This window comes from Streptomyces sp. B21-083, assembly GCF_036898825.1.
In the GTDB taxonomy this organism is placed as follows: domain Bacteria; phylum Actinomycetota; class Actinomycetes; order Streptomycetales; family Streptomycetaceae; genus Streptomyces.
This window is the reverse complement of the sequence record NZ_JARUND010000002.1, coordinates 2,414,432-2,431,165: the sequence shown is the minus strand read 5'-3', so window position 1 is coordinate 2,431,165 and position 16,734 is coordinate 2,414,432. Positions and strand designations below refer to the sequence as shown.

Here is a 16,734-nt window from a genome sequence, read left to right as displayed (position 1 = left end):
GTGGGCGGGACATTTCGCACAGGTCGCCCGAACGGGTGGACCTGGGGCCGGGGAGGCGCAATGCGTCTCCCCGGTTCGTTCTGCGGGGTGTGAGCGAGAAGAATCGTGACGGAAAGCGCACCGCCCGCGAGCGGCTGGCGGTCGAGCGTGAGAAGCAGAAGTCCGCGGAGAAGCGGCGGCGGGCGTTGATCGTGGGCGCCAGTGTGGTCTGCGTGCTGGGCCTGGCGGCGGTGATCGGTGTCGTCGCCGCGAACACCGGAAAGGACAGCAAGAGCAAGAGCGCCGGCCCGGTCGTGGCGCCCTCGGGCGCGCAGGGCAAGGACAGCCTCGCGATCCCCGTGGGCGAGGAGAGCGCCAAGGCGACGCTCACTGTGTGGGAGGACTTCCGCTGTCCGGCCTGCCAGGCCTTCGAGACCAACTACCGCTCGACCATTCATGAGTTGACGGACGCGGGCAAGCTGAGGGTGCAGTACCACCTGGCGACGATCATCGACGGCAACATGAGCGGCAGCGGCTCCCGCCACGCGGCCAACGCCGCCGCCTGCGCCCAGGACACCGGCAAGTTCAGGGCGTACCACGACGTGCTGTACGAGAACCAGCCGCAGGAGGCCGACGACGCCTTCGCGAAGGACAGCAAGCTCATCGAACTGGCGGCGAAGGTCGACGGGCTCGACACACCCGCGTTCCGGACATGTGTCGAGGACGGCACGCACAACAGCTGGGTGGTGAAGTCGAACCAGGCCTTCCAGAGCGGTGGTTTCGGCGGCACGCCGACCGTGCTGCTCAACGGGAACAACATCTACCAGGACCAGACGATGACCCCGGCGAAGCTGAAGCAGATGGTCGAGGCCGCCGACAAGGCGTAGGGCCCGGGTGTTCTCGGGGTGCTCTCGGGCTTCCTGAGTGCCCCGGGTTCCGCGTCGTGAGCGGAACCCGGGGCACCGCCCGTTATGGAGCCGTTGCCCGGGGCGGCTCACATCCTCCGCGTCCGTCAAGGTAGCGTCGGGACTGCCATGGAAATCGCCTTCATTCCCAGTCCGTCGCGCGGGGTGCTGCACCTTGGACCCATTCCGCTGCGCGGCTACGCGTTCTGCATCATCATCGGAGTCTTCGTCGCGGTCTGGCTCGGCAACAAGCGCTGGCTCGCCCGCGGGGGCCGACCCGGCACGGTGGCCGACATCGCGGTCTGGGCCGTGCCCTTCGGTCTGGTCGGTGGCCGCCTCTACCACGTGATCACGGACTACGAGCTGTACTTCAGCGACGGCCGCGACTGGGTGGACGCCTTCAAGATCTGGGAGGGCGGCCTCGGTATCTGGGGCGCGATCGCCCTCGGCGCGCTGGGCGCGTGGATCGGCTGCCGACGGCGGGGCATCCCGCTGCCCGCGTGGGCCGACGCACTCGCCCCCGGCATCGCCCTCGCACAGGCTTGCGGGCGGTGGGGCAACTGGTTCAACCAGGAGCTGTACGGCCGGGAGACCACCGTCCCCTGGGCCCTGCACATCACCTCCTCGACCGACGGCCGGGTCCCGGGCTACTACCACCCGACGTTCCTGTACGAGTCCCTGTGGTGCGTCGGTGTCGCGCTGGTGGTCATCTGGGCCGACCGCCGCTTCACGCTCGGCCACGGACGGGTGTTCGCGCTGTACGTCGCGACCTACTGCGTGGGCCGCTTCTGGATCGAGTACCTGCGCGTCGACGACGCCCACCACATCCTGGGCATGCGGCTCAACAACTGGACCGCGATCTTCGTCTTCATCGCCGCGGTCGTCTACTTCGTGCTCTCGGCGAAGAAGCGGCCGGGCCGGGAGGAAGTCGTGGAGCCGGATGTCCCCCACGGTTCGGCGGCGGACGGTGCCGAGGGTGCCGAGAGCGATGCGGAACCTGTGGATGTGAAGCCCGAGGCTGAGACCGACAGCGAGGCCGACTCCGCGGACAAGTCGCGGGACAAGGCTGAGAACAAGGCCGAGGCGGAGCCGACCAAGAAGGGTTAGGTGTCGGCCGTACGACGATGAGGGCGTCCCGGGGACCGGGGCGCCCTCCTTCGTCGTTCGGGTCAGGGGCGGTCGCGGTCGGCCAGGGACAGGATTCTGCGGGCCGCCGCGACCACCGCCGCGTCGATGAAGCGGCCGTCGGGGAGGGCCTGGGCGCCCTCGTCCGTCGCCGCCGCCTTGACGATCTGCTCGGCGTCCGCGACCTCCTCCGGGGTGGGGAGGTAGGCGCGTTCGATCACCGGCAGCTGGCGGGGGTGGATGGCCGCCCGGCCCAGGAAGCCCAGGGCGCGCCCGTGGGCGCAGGACGCGGCCAGCGTGTCGAGGTCCCGGGTGTCCGGGTGGACCGACTGGGGCGGCGGGGCGAGTCCGGCGGCCCGTGCGGCCACGACGACCCGGGAGCGGCACCAGTCGAGGCCCGCGTCTCCCCGTACCCCCAGGTCGGCCCGTAGATCGGCCTCGCCGAGCGCGATGCCGTGCAGGGCGGGGTGGGCGGTCGCGATGGCGAAGGCGTGTTCGATACCGAGGGCGGTTTCGAGGAGGGCGTGGAGTGGGGGCCCCGCCTCGGCGGTCGCGGTCGCGGACATGCGGGTGGCCACGCGTACGACCTGCTGCGGTGTCGTCACCTTCGGTAGCCGGAGGCCGGAGACGCCGGGGAGGCATTGGAAGGCCCGGAGGTCGCGAGTGGCCAGCGGGCCGTCCAGGGCGTTGATCCGGACGTGGACCGGGACCGGCTGGGGGTCGCTGAGGCGTTCGGCGGTGGCTGTGCGGGCGTACTCCTTGCGGTCGGGGGCGACCGCGTCCTCCAGGTCGACGACGATCACGTCGGCGCCGGAGGCGAGGGCCTTGGACACCACCTCGGGGCGGTCGCCGGGAACGTAGAGCCAGGTCAGGGGATGGTCCTTCACAGGGCTCCCTCGGTGCGCAGGGCGTCGATCTCGGGTGTGGTCAGGCCCAGTTCGGCGAGGACGGCCGCGGTGTCCGCGCCGTGCGGGCGGCCCGCCCAGCGGATCGCGCCGGGGGTCGCCGAGAGGCGGAAGAGAACGTTCTGCATGCGGATCGGGCCGAGTTCGGGGTCGTCGACCGTGGTGATGGTGTCGAGGGCCTGGTACTGCGGGTCGGTCATCACCTCCCGGACGTCCTGGACCGGGGCCACCGCCGCCTCCGCCTTCTCGAAGGCCGCGACGACCTCGGAGTGGGGGTGGCGGCCGATCCACGAGCCGACCGCCTCGTCGAGGACGTCCGCGTGGCGGGCACGGTCGGCGCCGGTGGCGAACCAGGGCTCGTCGATCAGCTCGGGACGGCCGACCAGACGCATCACGCGCTCGGCGATCGACTGGGCCGACGTCGACACGGCGACCCAGGTGCCGTCGGCCGTGCGATAGGTGTTGCGCGGGGCGTTGTTCTGCGAACGGTTGCCGGTGCGCGGCTGGACGTGGCCCAGCTGGTCGTACCAGAGCGGCTGCGGGCCCAGGACCGTGAGGATCGGCTCGATGATCGCCATGTCGACGACCTGGCCCTCGCCGGTTCGCTCGCGCGCGGACAGTGCCGTCATGACGGCGTACGCCGTGGCCAGGCCCGCGATCGAGTCGGCGAGGCCGAAGGGCGGGAGGGTCGGGGGTGCGTCCGGTTCGCCGGTGATCGCGGCGAAGCCGCTCATCGCCTCGGCGAGGGTGCCGAAGCCGGGACGGTGGGCGTACGGGCCGAACTGGCCGAAGGCGGTGACCCGGGCGAGGACCAGCCGCGGGTTGACCGCGGACAGCTCCGGCCAGCCCAGGTCCCACTTCTCCAGGATGCCCGGACGGAAGTTCTCGATGACGACGTCGGCGGTGGCTGCGAGCCGGAGGAGGGTGGTCCGGCCGCCGGGGCGGGAGAGGTCGAGGGTCATCGTGCGCTTGTTGCGGCCCAGCAGCTTCCACCAGAGGCCGATGCCGTCCTTGGACGGGCCGTGGCCCCGGGACGGGTCCGGCTTCCCCGGATGCTCGATCTTGATCACCTCGGCGCCGAAGTCTCCGAGCATGGTGGCGGCCAGCGGACCGGCGAACAGGGTGGCCAGGTCGAGGACGCGGAGGCCGGCGAGGGGGGCTGCGGGAGAGGGCGGGCGGGGTGCGGGGGCGATCGGTTCCGGTGCGTTCGGTCGCGGTGTGTTCATGACGTGTACCGGGCCTCGGTGTCGGTGCCCGCGCCCTTGCCGCCTGGGGCGTGGGTGAGGGAGTGGGTCAGTCGGGCGAGGGTGTCGAAACCGGTGCCGTTGAAGTCCGCGACAGAGGTGGCGAGTCGGTTTTTCAGGGGGCTCGTCCAGCGGTCGGGAAGGGCACCGGGGGAGCCGGCGAGGAGCGCGGCGATGCTTCCGGCGGTCGCTCCGTTGGAGTCGGTGTCCCAACCCCCGGACACGGCTCGGCAGATGGAGCCGGTGAAGTCGCCGTCGGCGTGGGTGAGGGCGGCGGCGATCAGGGCGGTGTTGGGGACGGCGTGGACCCAGTGGTACATGGACGCGTGGGTGGCGTGCAGTTCGTCCACCACGGTCGTGAAGTCACGGTGGCATTCGGCCAGTTGGATGCCGTGGTGGACCGCTTCGGCCAGCCGGGAGCGTGGGGGGACCACTGTCAGGCCGGTGCGCAGGCAGGTGTGGATGTCGTGGGTGCCGGTGGCGGCCATGGCGATGGTGGCCGCCGTGAACATCGCCGCGTAGACGCCGTTCGCGGTGTGGGTGAGGGTGGCGTCGCGGTACGCCTGTTCGGCGGCGCCGGCCGGGTCGCCGGGGTTGGTCCAGCCGTGCACGTCGGCCCGGATCAGGGCGCCGATCCACTCGCGGAACGGGTTGCGGTGGCGGGCGGTGAGCGGGGGTTCGAGGCCGCAGAGGAGGTTTCGGTAGGCGATCCGCTCGGCCGTGAAGGTGCGGCCTGCGGGGAGTTCGTCCAGCCAGAGGCGCGCCACATCCGTGGTGGTGAAGCGGGGGCCGTGGCGTTGGAGCAACAGGAGGCCCAGAAGGGGGTAGTTGAGGTCGTCGTCCTCGGGCATGCCGTCGATGTTCTCGGCGAGTGAGGTGGTCGCCGACCGGCGGTTCCAGGGGTGTGCCGTCGCGAGTTCCTCGGGGACCCCCCTGGCGGTGAACCAGGTGTTCAGGGGCCAGTTGCCGGTGGACCGGGCGAGTTGGCGGATGGCGGTGAGGGGGAGCTTCTCCACCGGTTTGCCGAGGAGGCAGCCGGCCGCTCTGCCCAGCCAGGCGGCTTCCAGGCGCTGAGGGGTGGGCACGGCCTGGGGCTGTACGGACTGGGCGGGCCAGTCGGGGCACAGCGCGCGGATCCGGGGCAGGTTCGTCGGTTCGTCGTCAGCCAACCTGCTCGGCAGGTCCGCCAGTTCATCGAGCAGGTCCTCGGCCAGCAGCCGCAGGTAACGGGAGACCGGACCGGACGACGCGCCCGCGTCGGCCGGGGCTTCCGGCCCGCCCGCCGTTCGCCAGCGGGCGGCGATTCTGCCGGGCTCTCGGCCGTCCTGGGCCGCCTGGCGCAGCTCGTGGCCGATCAGGTCCTCCGGCTGGACCCAGGTCAGTCGGAGCATCCCGCGCTCCTGAGCCGGGCGAACGCCCTCTCGTGGGAACGGCGTTGGCGCGCGTCCCGATCGAAGATCTCCAGGGTGACCTCGGTCAGGGTCCGGGCGGGCTCCCACAGGTCGAGGCGGCTCGCCTCCGCGACCGTCTTCGACCAGTCGGACGGCACCTCGGAGCCCAGCGCACCGGCGAGCGCCCCGGCCATCGTGGCGATCGAGTCGCAGTCGCGGCCGTAGTTCACCGAACCCAGCACCGCATGCCGGAAGTCGCCGCCCGCCACCACCAACATGCCCAGCGCCACCGGGAGTTCCTCGATCGCGTGGAGACGGGACGGCCGACGGGCGCCCAGCGACGGGTCGCGGTAGTCCACACCGACCGTGTCGTACGGAGTCACCGCCTCCCGCAGGGGCCGCAGCGCCGACTCGAAGTCCGAGTAGCGGGAGGCCGCTTCGCACACCGTCTCGATGGCCGCCCGGGTGCCGTCCTTCGCCAGGGAGAGGCACGTGCCGATCACCGAGTCGGGGGTCGCGTCCGGGGTGCACGCCGCCGCCACCGCCGCCGCGAAGACGCCCGCCGCCTCCCTGCCGTACGAGGACTGGTGGGCGCCCGCGAGGTCGAGGGCCTCGGCGTACGCGCCCGCCGGGTTGGCCGCGTTGACCAGGCCGACCGGGGCCATGTACATCGCCGCACCGCAGTTGACGATGTTGCCCACGCCTGCCTCGCGCGGGTCGATGTGGCCGTAGTGGAGCCGGGCCACCAGCCACTTCTCCGCCAGGAACACGCGCTGCAGGGGGAGTGCCTCGGCCTCCAGCTCCGGGATCCAGCGCGGGTTGGTCATCAGGTCGGGGACCAGGTGGTCGGCGATCGAGTACGCGTCCAGATGGTCGCGGACCTGGGCGTACACCCGTACCAGCGCATGGGTCATCAAGGTGTCGTCGGTGACGTGGCCGTCGCCCTTGTGGTACGGGGCGATCGGGCGGGCCGTGCGCCAGGCCTCCCCGTTCCAGGGGCCGACGATGCCGTGGACGCGGCCCGCGTGGCGTTCGAGGATCTGCTCGGGGGTGTAGCCCTCGACGGGCCCGCCGAGGGCGTCGCCGACGGCCGCGCCGACGAGGGCGCCGGTGATCCGCTCTTCCAGACCAACGGCCTGACTTTCTTGTCTTTTGGGCGTCATGTCGCGAATCATCCTCCTGGGACGGCCCGTTGTGTGGCTTCCAGCAGTTCGGCGAGTTCCACGAGGTCGGTGCCGGTAAGCCTCGGAAGGGCGCAGCCGGAGAGGGTGCGGCAGGCGTCCCGCCAGGCCGCCGGGATCGTGGCGGCGCCGCCCAGCGCGCCGGTGAGGGCGCCCGCGAGTGCCGGGGCCGAGTCCGCGACCCGTGACAGACAGGCCGCCGTCGGGACCGCTTCGGCGATCCGGCCCCGCGACGCGGTGGCCAGCGCGAGGGCGACCGGGACCGTCTCCGCGGCGGCGATGCCGTAGCTGTAGACGTGGTCGACGATCTGGTGTTCCAGGAGCGGGACCAGGGCGAACGCGCTCTCCGCGTCCTGCGCCAGCTTCAACGCGTGCCGGGCGTTGCGGCCGATCTCGGTGGACTCCGGGAGTTCCGCCAGCGCGGCCGTCACGCAGGCCTCCACCTCCTCGCCGACCAGCGCCAGTGAGAGTGCCGCCGCCATCGCGCGGGCGCCGTGCACACCGTCGCCGTCCTGGGTGTAGCGGGCGTCGAACTCGGCCAGTTCGGCGGCGAGTCGGGGGTCGCCCGGGTGGGCCACCGCCAGCACACAGGCCCGTACACAGGCCGCGTCGTCGAAGTAGTGCGGGTTGTCGTGGCCGGTGGCCGGCGGGCGCAGACCGGCGGCGAGGTTGCCGAGGCCCGCCCGTACGGAGATTCGGGCGCGCAGTGGCAGCACCGCCGACTCGACCTCGGGGGCGCGGTCGGCGGCGGCCGCGACCTCGCCGGCGACCGCGTTCCAGGACAGGTCGATGGCGGCCCGCGCCCGGCGTTCCCGGCTCAGGTCGCCCAGGACCCCGTCGTCCCCGGCCCGCAGCAGGGCCTCGGCCGCGAACGCGGCCCACTCCGCGTCGTCCGAGGGGCCGAGCCGGAGCGGTTCCGGGGGCTGGTTGAGGGCGATCGGCACGGGGAGGGTGGTGGTCGCGTTCTGCTCCGCGAAGGTGTCCAGTTCGCGGGTGAGGCGGCGGGTCCACTCGGGCATCCGGGCGGCTCGGTGCCGGGCGGCGGGCCAGCCGGCGGCGTCGCCTGCGGCTAGGCCCAGCAGGAGTCCCTCGATGCGGCGGCTGGTCATGGGTGGACCTCGGCTTCGGCGTTGGTCGGGGCTGGGGTTCGGGTGGGAGCTCCGGCTCGGGGGTGGGTGGTGTGTTTCGCCCCCGCCGCCCCTACCCGTCCCATCCCCGGGGGCTCCGCCCCCGGACCCCCGCTCCTCAAACGCCGGAGGGGCTGGAACGGACGCGGGTGGGGCTGGGGCGGGCGCCGGTGGGGCTGGGTCGGGTGGTGGAGGGGCTGAATTTTGGCCTGGGGTGGGTTCACCGCCGGACCTCCGGTTCGGCCGTCGGGGTGCCGTCCGGGGCGAGGACGTATGCGGTCTGGTCCGGTGCGGGATCCCGTGCGACCGGCTTCGTGCCGCCCCATTTGCCGCCCTCGCCCGGGGTCAGGAGTTCCGCGATGTCGAGGATGTGGTGGCCCGCCATGGAGGGGAGGCAGGTGCCGCGGGCCGGGCCGATGGCCTCGGCCCACTCGGGCGGGATGGCCGAGGCGCCCCGGGTCGCGCCCGCCAGGGCGCCCGCCACCGCCGCCGTCGTGTCGGCGTCGCGGCCCATGTTGACGGCTGTCAGCACCGATTCCTCGAAGTCTCCGTCGGCCGCCGCGTACGCGCCGAAGGCGAGGGCGACGGCCTCGGGGGCCAGGTCGGTCCAGGGGTAGCCGCCGATCACCACCGCGGAGCGGACCGCGCGTTCGCCCCGGTGGGCGACCGCGACCGCCCGGCGCAGGGAGCGCGCCGTCCAGGAGTCGTCGGGGACCACCGCCAGGGCGGAGGCCACCACGGCGATGGTCGGCGCGCCCGCCATCGCCGCCGCCACGCCCGCCGCCACCGCCTGGCCGCCGTAGATGCCCTCGCCGTCATGGCTCACCGAGCCGTCGATCGCCACCAGCCGGGCGGCCTCGACCGGGCGGCCCGCCGCGAAGACGCCGAAGGGCGCCGCCCGCATGGCGAGACCGTCGCTCCAGGCGTGCCGGTGCTGGGCCGAGATGGGCGCCGCGAGACCCCGGCGCAGATTCTCCAGGGTGCCGCGTTCGCTGAAACCGGCGCCCCGGAAGGGGCCCTCGTCGAGGTCGGCGATCCAGTGGTGCCAGGCCGCCTCCACATGTGCCGGAGTGAGGGCCGAACCGTGCCGGGCGAGAAGGAGGCCTGAGAAGATCGCGTACTCCGTGTCGTCCGTCCCGGCGGGATTCTCGGCCACGTATCCGGTGATGCGGCCCCAGCGGGCGCGGATCTCGGAGGGCTTCATGTTCTCGGCGGGGGCGCCGAGGGCGTCCCCCACGGCCAGACCGAGCAGGGCGCCACATGCCCTGTCGCGGAGCAGGGCGGCGTCCTGGGGCGCCGGGACCGAGGGAATGCAGGCGATCGATGCCATACGCGGCCTCTCCTCCGGAGGGTTCCGGGGGCTCCCTCGCGGGGGAGCGGAACCCTTTTCGGAACTGTCCCACCGGAGGGGTTCGGGCGAGCCTCAGGCGCCCCAGCGTCACCCGGTCGACATTTGTGCGACCACACCTACGGATGAGCGATGACCGTGAACGTGCAGGTGAGGGCAGCCTTTCCTTGCTGGCGGGAAGGGAATCCGGGGCGTATTTTTAGTGTTGTCGAGAACTGGAATCAGTCTAATTCCGGTTCGAAGTCGAGCGAGTTGGGGGACGGCATGGCCATCATCGAGACCGGGGCGGCGCTGCACGAGGCGCACCGCGACAACCACACCCACCGGGATGTCACCGGCGGGTGGTTGCGGCCTGCCGTTTTCGGGGCGATGGACGGGCTCGTCTCCAACCTCGCCCTGATGACCGGTGTCGCGGGCGGGGCGGTCTCGCATCAGACCGTCGTCATCACCGGGCTCGCCGGACTTGCCGCCGGCGCCTTCTCCATGGCCGCAGGCGAGTACACCTCCGTCGCCTCGCAGCGCGAGCTCGTCGAGGCCGAACTCGCCGTCGAGCGGCGGGAGTTGAGGAAGCATCCCCAGGACGAGGAACGTGAGCTCGCCGCGCTCTACGAGTCCCGGGGCGTCGAGCCGGAGCTCGCCCGTGAAGTGGCCCGGCAGCTCTCGCGCGACCCCGAGCAGGCGCTGGAGATACACGCCCGTGAGGAGCTGGGGATCGACCCCGGTGATCTGCCCTCGCCCGCCGTCGCCGCCGTGTCCTCCTTCGGGGCGTTCGCGCTGGGCGCGCTGCTGCCCGTACTCCCGTATCTTCTGGGGGCGACCGCGCTGTGGCCCGCCGTGCTGCTCGCGCTCGTCGGGCTCTTCGCGTGCGGTGCGGTGGTGGCCCGGGTGACCGCTCGGAGCTGGTGGTACAGCGGGCTTCGGCAGCTCGCGCTGGGCGGCGCGGCGGCCGGTGTGACGTACGCCCTGGGCAACCTGTTCGGTGCGGCCGTAGGATAGGTGATCGTGCACTTATGCGATGGGCCGCATAAGTAGCCGTTACTCGCTGGTTTCGAACGCTTAACCACGGGGCATGAGCCGTAAGCGCTGTGGGCAATGAAGCCTGCGGCGCATCTGCGGGGAGGGCGGCGACGCTCTCCTCGCCATGGGTCGAGGGACATCGATCTGTCCGCTTCGGCCCCCATTACTTCCACTGCGGCGCGGTCACCACACCGCGCACTGCGGTGTCCGCATGTTGGTACGCGGTATCCGGTTCCCGAGAATCGCCCCATCATGTAACCTGCGTGAAATTTTGCACTTCCAAGAGGGCCAACGTCGTCCCTCGGCTTAATGCATATGCCACACAACGACGACGGGAGAGCCGATGCGTACGCCGCGCCAGCCGTCCCAGCATTCCGAGAATGGCCAGAAGTGGTCCTTCATGGATGCTCGCCCTGCTGCGCAGGGTATGTACGACCCCCGCAACGAGCACGACGCCTGTGGCGTCGGTTTCGTGGCCACCCTCACCGGCGAGGCGAGCCATGCGCTGGTCGAGCAGGCGCTCACGGTTCTTCGCAACCTGGAGCACCGTGGTGCCACCGGCTCCGAGCCCGATTCCGGCGACGGCGCCGGCATTCTCTCGCAGGTCCCGGACGCGTTCCTCCGTGAGGTGACCGGATTCGAGCTGCCCGAGGCCGGCTCGTACGCGGTCGGCATCGCCTTCCTCCCCGAGGAGACGGCGACGGACGCGGACCCGGCCATCGCCGAGGCCGTCTCACGTATCGAGACGATCGCCGCCGAAGAGGGCCTGGTCGTCCTCGGCTGGCGTGAGGTGCCGGTCGCCCCCGGACTTCTCGGTGCCACCGCCCGCTCGACGATGCCCGCCTTCCGGCAGATCTTCGTCGCCGACAGCGCCGCGGTGCCCGCCAAGGGCATCGACCTCGACCGCAAGGCCTTCGCGCTGCGCAAGCGCGCCGAGCGCGAGGTCGGCGTCTACTTCCCCTCGCTCTCCGCGCGGACCATCGTCTACAAGGGCATGCTGACCACCGGCCAGCTGGAGCCCTTCTTCCCGGACCTGTCCGACCGCCGCTTCGCGTCGGCCGTCGCGCTCGTCCACTCGCGCTTCTCCACGAACACCTTCCCGTCGTGGCCGCTCGCCCACCCGTACCGCTTCGTCGCGCACAACGGCGAGATCAACACGGTCAAGGGCAACCGGAACTGGATGCGGGCGCGTGAGTCGCAGCTCGTGTCCGACCTCTTCGGTGACTCGGACAAGGCGCTGGAGCGCGTCTTCCCGATCTGTACGCCGGACGCCTCCGACTCCGCGTCCTTCGACGAGGTGCTCGAGCTGCTCCACCTCGGCGGACGTTCGCTGCCGCACTCCGTGCTGATGATGATCCCGGAGGCGTGGGAGAACCACACCACCATGGACCCGGCCCGGCGCGCCTTCTACCAGTTCCACGCCACGATGATGGAGCCCTGGGACGGCCCGGCCTGTGTCACCTTCACCGACGGCGTCCAGGTCGGCGCGGTCCTCGACCGCAACGGACTGCGCCCCGGCCGCTACTGGGTCACCGACGACGGCCTCGTCGTCCTCGGCTCCGAGGTCGGCGTCCTCGACATCGACCCCGCGAAGGTCGTCCGCAAGGGCCGCCTCCAGCCCGGCAAGATGTTCCTCGTCGACACCGCCGAGCACCGCATCATCGAGGACGACGAGATCAAGGCCGGCCTCGCCGCCGAGCAGCCCTACGCGGAGTGGCTGGAGGCCGGCGAGATCGAACTGTCCGACCTGCCCGAGCGCGAGCACATCGTGCACACGCACGCCTCGGTCACCCGCCGCCAGCAGACCTTCGGCTACACCGAGGAAGAGCTGCGCGTCATCATCGCGCCGATGGCCAAGACCGGCGGCGAGCCGCTCGGTTCCATGGGCACCGACTCGCCGATCGCCGCGCTGAGCGAGCGTCCGCGACTGCTCTTCGACTACTTCACCCAGCTGTTCGCGCAGGTCACCAACCCGCCGCTGGACGCCATCCGCGAGGAACTGGTCACCAGCCTGCGCTCCTCCCTCGGCCCCGCCAGCAACCTGCTGGAGCCGACCGCCGCCTCCTGTCGCAGCGTCACCCTGCCCTTCCCGGTGATCGACAACGACGAACTGGCCAAGCTCATCCACATCAACGCCGACGGCGACATGCCCGGCATGAAGGCCGCGACCCTCTCCGGCCTCTACCGGGTCAGCGGCGGCGGTGACTCCCTCGCCGCCCGTATCGACGAGATCTGCGCCGAGGCCGACGCGGCCATAGACAACGGCGCCCGTCTCATCGTCCTGTCGGACCGCCACTCGGACGCCGAGCACGCGCCGATCCCGTCGCTGCTGCTCACCTCCGCCGTCCACCACCACCTCATCCGCACCAAGCAGCGCACCCAGGTGGGCCTGCTGGTCGAGGCCGGTGACGTCCGCGAGGTCCACCACGTCGCCCTGCTCATAGGGTTCGGCGCCGCCGCGGTGAACCCGTACCTGGCGATGGAGTCCGTCGAGGACCTGGTCCGCGCGGGCACCTTCCTGCCAGGCAGCGAGCCCGAGCAGGCCATCCGCAACCTGATCTACGCGCTCGGCAAGGGCGTCCTCAAGGTCATGTCCAAGATGGGCATCTCGACCGTCGCCTCCTACCGGGGCGCCCAGGTCTTCGAGGCCGTCGGTCTCGACACGGCCTTCGTCGAGAAGTACTTCAACGGCACCGCCACCAAGATCGGCGGCGTCGGCATCGACGTCATCGCCAAGGAGGTCGCCGCCCGGCACGCCAAGGCGTACCCCGCCTCCGGCATCGCCCCGGCACACCGTGCCCTCGACATAGGCGGCGAGTACCAGTGGCGCCGCGAGGGCGAGCCGCACCTGTTCGACCCGGAGACGGTCTTCCGGCTCCAGCACTCCACGCGCACCCGCCGCTACGACATCTTCAAGAAGTACACGGACCGTGTGAACGAGCAGTCCGAGCGGCTGATGACGCTGCGTGGTCTGTTCGGCTTCAAGTCGGACCGCCCGTCGATCTCCATCGACGAGGTCGAGCCCGTCAGCGAGATCGTCAAGCGGTTCTCCACCGGCGCCATGTCGTACGGCTCCATCTCCCTGGAGGCGCACGAGACCCTCGCCATCGCCATGAACCAGCTGGGCGCCAAGTCCAACACCGGTGAGGGCGGCGAGGACGCCGAGCGCCTGTACGACCCCGCGCGCCGCTCGGCGATCAAGCAGGTCGCGTCCGGCCGCTTCGGAGTCACCTCCGAGTACCTGGTCAACGCGGACGACATCCAGATCAAGATGGCCCAGGGCGCCAAGCCCGGCGAGGGCGGCCAGCTGCCCGGCCACAAGGTGTACCCGTGGGTCGCCAAGACCCGCCACAGCACCCCCGGTGTCGGCCTCATCTCGCCGCCGCCGCACCACGACATCTACTCCATCGAGGACCTCGCCCAGCTCATCCACGACCTGAAGAACGCGAACCCGCAGGCGCGGATCCACGTGAAGCTGGTCTCGGAGGTCGGCGTCGGCACGGTCGCCGCCGGTGTGTCGAAGGCCCACGCGGACGTCGTCCTCATCTCCGGCCACGACGGCGGAACGGGCGCCTCGCCGCTCACCTCCCTCAAGCACGCCGGTGGTCCCTGGGAGCTCGGCCTCGCCGAGACCCAGCAGACGCTGCTGCTCAACGGCCTGCGCGACCGCATCGTCGTGCAGACCGACGGCCAGCTGAAGACCGGCCGTGACGTCGTCATCGCCGCGCTGCTGGGCGCCGAGGAGTTCGGTTTCGCGACCGCGCCGCTCGTCGTCTCCGGCTGCGTCATGATGCGCGTCTGCCACCTCGACACCTGCCCGGTCGGCATCGCCACCCAGAACCCGGTGCTCCGCGACCGGTTCGCCGGCAAGGCCGAGTACGTCGTGAACTTCTTCCAGTTCATCGCCGAAGAGGTCCGCGAGATCCTCGCCGAGCTGGGCTTCCGCACCATCCAGGAGGCCGTCGGCCACGCCGAGTCCCTCGACGTGGAGCGGGCGATCACCCACTGGAAGGCGCAGGGCCTGGACCTGTCCCCGCTCTTCTACGTGCCGGAGCTGCCCGAGGGCGCCCCGCTGCACCAGGTCATCAAGCAGGACCACGGCCTGGAGAAGGCGCTCGACAACGAGCTGATCAAGCTCGCCGCCGACGCCCTCGCCGCGAACAGCGCGACCGACGCCCAGCCGGTCCGCGCCCAGGTCGCCATTCGCAACATCAACCGCACGGTCGGCACGATGCTCGGCCACGAGGTGACGAAGAAGTTCGGCGGGGCCGGTCTGCCCGACGACACCATCGACATCACCTTCACGGGCAGCGCGGGCCAGTCCTTCGGCGCCTTCCTGCCGCGCGGTGTCACGCTCCGCCTCGAAGGCGACGCCAACGACTACGTCGGCAAGGGCCTCTCCGGCGGCCGGGTGATCGTCCGTCCCGACCGGGGCGCCGACCACCTCGCCGAGTTCTCGACGATCGCGGGCAACACCATCGCGTACGGCGCGACCGGCGGCGAGCTGTTCCTGCGCGGCCGTACGGGCGAGCGGTTCTGTGTCCGCAACTCCGGTGCCACGGTGGTGTCCGAGGGCGTGGGCGACCACGGCTGCGAGTACATGACCGGCGGTCGCGCGGTCGTCCTCGGCGAGACGGGCCGCAACTTCGCGGCCGGTATGTCGGGCGGCGTCGCGTACGTCATCGACCTGAACCGCGACAACGTCAACGTCGGCAACGTGGACGCGATCGAGGCCCTCGACGACTCCGACAAGGAGTGGCTGCACGATGTCGTGCGCCGCCACCAGGAGGAGAGCGCCTCGACGGTCGCCGAGAAGCTCCTGGCCGAGTGGGATGTCGCGGTCGAGCGCTTCAGCAAGATCATCCCCAGCACGTACAAGGCAGTGCTCGCCGCCAAGGACGCCGCCGAGCGGGCCGGACTCACCGAGTCCGAGATCACCGAGAAGATGATGGAGGCGGCGACCAATGGCTGATCCCAAGGGCTTTCTGAACCACGGCCGTGAGGTCGCCAAGTCCCGTCCGGTGGACGTCCGTCTCAAGGACTGGAACGAGGTCTACGTTCCCGGCTCCCTGCTGCCGATCATCAGCAAGCAGGCCGGCCGCTGCATGGACTGCGGTATCCCGTTCTGCCACAACGGCTGTCCGCTGGGGAACCTGATCCCCGAGTGGAACGACTACGCCTACCGCGAGGACTGGACGTCGGCGTCCGAGCGGCTGCACGCCACGAACAACTTCCCGGAGTTCACCGGCCGCCTGTGCCCGGCTCCGTGTGAGTCGGCGTGCGTGCTGGGCATCAACCAGCCCGCGGTCACCATCAAGAACGTCGAGGTCTCGATCATCGACAAGGCCTGGGAGACGGGCGATGTCGCCCCCCAGTCCCCGGAGCGCCTCTCCGGCAAGACGGTCGCGGTCATCGGCTCGGGCCCGGCGGGTCTCGCCGCCGCCCAGCAGCTGACACGGGCCGGTCACACGGTCGCGGTGTACGAGCGCGCGGACCGCATCGGCGGCCTCCTGCGCTACGGCATCCCCGAGTTCAAGATGGAGAAGCGGCACATCAACCGCCGTATCGAGCAGATGCGCGCGGAGGGCACCCGCTTCCGTACGGGCATCGAGATCGGCCGCGACCTCAAGGCGACGGACCTGCGCAAGCGGTACGACGCCGTCGTGATCGCCGCCGGTGCGACCACCGCCCGTGATCTCCCGGTCCCCGGCCGCGAGCTCAAGGGCGTCTACCAGGCGATGGAGTACCTGCCCCTGGCGAACAAGGTCCAGGAGGGCGACTTCGTGGCCCCGCCGGTCACCGCCGAGGGCAAGCACGTCGTGGTCATCGGCGGCGGCGACACGGGCGCGGACTGCGTGGGCACCGCCCACCGTCAGGGCGCGGCCTCCGTCACCCAGCTGGAGATCATGCCCCGCCCGGGCGAGGACCGCAGCCCCGGTCAGCCCTGGCCGACCTTCCCGATGCTCTACAAGGTCACCTCGGCGCACGAGGAGGGCGGCGAGCGCGTCTACTCCGTCTCGACGACCCACTTCGAGGGTGACGAGCACGGCAACGTGCAGTGGCTGCACCTCACCGAGGTCGAGTTCGTCGACGGCAAGCTGACCCAGAAGCCGGGCACGGAGCGCAAGATCCCCGCCCAGCTGGTCACCCTCGCCATGGGCTTCACCGGCACCGACCGCGACAACGGCCTGGTCGACCAGTTCGGCCTGGACCTCGACGAGCGCGGCAACATCGCCCGCGACGCCGACTTCCAGACCAACGTCCCCGGCGTGTACGTCGCCGGTGACGCCGGCCGCGGCCAGTCGCTCATCGTGTGGGCCATCGCCGAGGGCCGCTCGGCGGCCCGCGGAGTCGACCGCTTCCTCACCGGTGCGAGCGACCTCCCGGCCCCGATCCGCCCGACGGACCGTTCCCTGATGGTCTGACGGTCCCCCCAAAGACGTCCCGTACAACGGCGTACGGAACGGATACACCACGGCGCTCGCCACAGTCCCCGACCGGACAATGGCGGG

Annotated in this window: 11 protein-coding genes; 5 read left to right on the top strand and 6 right to left on the bottom strand. The window is 71.2% G+C overall.

The window, feature by feature from the left end:
* The first annotated feature begins 89 nt into the window (after positions 1–89).
* Together QA861_RS34855 and lgt are read left to right on the top strand one after the other, a co-directional pair.
* Positions 90–866, top strand: a complete 777-nt coding sequence (locus QA861_RS34855; protein ID WP_334592679.1) for a DsbA family protein — start codon at positions 90–92, stop codon at positions 864–866.
* Positions 867–1,013: 147 nt separating this feature from the next.
* Positions 1,014–1,991, top strand: a complete 978-nt coding sequence (lgt, locus tag QA861_RS34850) for a prolipoprotein diacylglyceryl transferase (protein WP_334592678.1) — start codon at positions 1,014–1,016, stop codon at positions 1,989–1,991.
* Positions 1,992–2,053: 62 nt separating this feature from the next.
* Here lgt and QA861_RS34845 read toward each other — a convergent pair whose 3' ends face one another.
* From QA861_RS34845 to QA861_RS34820, 6 genes are read right to left on the bottom strand one after another with little or no spacing between them, the layout of a single operon-like run.
* Positions 2,054–2,896 carry an HpcH/HpaI aldolase/citrate lyase family protein gene (locus QA861_RS34845; RefSeq protein WP_334592677.1) on the bottom strand — a complete coding sequence of 281 codons (843 nt, stop codon included), beginning with the start codon at positions 2,894–2,896 and terminating at the stop codon, positions 2,054–2,056.
* Positions 2,893–4,140 carry a CaiB/BaiF CoA transferase family protein gene (locus QA861_RS34840; protein ID WP_334592675.1) on the bottom strand — a complete coding sequence of 416 codons (1,248 nt, stop codon included), beginning with the start codon at positions 4,138–4,140 and terminating at the stop codon, positions 2,893–2,895. The genes QA861_RS34845 and QA861_RS34840 overlap by 4 nt, the downstream gene beginning before the upstream one ends.
* Positions 4,137–5,549, bottom strand: a complete 1,413-nt coding sequence (locus QA861_RS34835; RefSeq protein WP_334592674.1) for an ADP-ribosylglycohydrolase family protein — start codon at positions 5,547–5,549, stop codon at positions 4,137–4,139. The genes QA861_RS34840 and QA861_RS34835 overlap by 4 nt, the downstream gene beginning before the upstream one ends.
* Positions 5,537–6,712, bottom strand: coding sequence for an ADP-ribosylglycohydrolase family protein (locus tag QA861_RS34830; protein WP_334592673.1), 1,176 nt, complete (start codon positions 6,710–6,712; stop codon positions 5,537–5,539). Before QA861_RS34830 ends, QA861_RS34835 begins: the two co-directional genes overlap by 13 nt.
* 8 nt (positions 6,713–6,720) lie before the next feature.
* Entirely contained in the window at positions 6,721–8,154 is a 1,434-nt protein-coding gene (locus QA861_RS34825) for an ADP-ribosylglycohydrolase family protein (protein WP_334594942.1), read from the bottom strand.
* Entirely contained in the window at positions 8,078–9,187 is a 1,110-nt protein-coding gene (locus QA861_RS34820; protein ID WP_334592672.1) for an ADP-ribosylglycohydrolase family protein, read from the bottom strand. Before QA861_RS34820 ends, QA861_RS34825 begins: the two co-directional genes overlap by 77 nt.
* 282 nt (positions 9,188–9,469) lie before the next feature.
* Between QA861_RS34820 and QA861_RS34815 the strand changes: the two genes are divergently transcribed.
* The 3 genes from QA861_RS34815 (at position 9,470) to QA861_RS34805 (ending at position 16,647) form a co-directional block, all read left to right on the top strand.
* The gene (locus QA861_RS34815) at positions 9,470–10,201 is read left to right on the top strand and encodes a VIT1/CCC1 transporter family protein (protein WP_334592671.1); all 732 of its coding nucleotides are present in this window, start codon (positions 9,470–9,472) and stop codon (positions 10,199–10,201) included.
* A 364-nt stretch (positions 10,202–10,565) separates the two neighbouring features.
* A complete protein-coding gene (gene gltB / locus QA861_RS34810; protein ID WP_334592670.1) occupies positions 10,566–15,194 on the top strand; it encodes a glutamate synthase large subunit in 4,629 nt (1,542 codons plus the stop codon).
* A complete protein-coding gene (locus QA861_RS34805; protein ID WP_334592669.1) occupies positions 15,187–16,647 on the top strand; it encodes a glutamate synthase subunit beta in 1,461 nt (486 codons plus the stop codon). Before gltB ends, QA861_RS34805 begins: the two co-directional genes overlap by 8 nt.
* Positions 16,648–16,734: the final 87 nt, after the last annotated feature.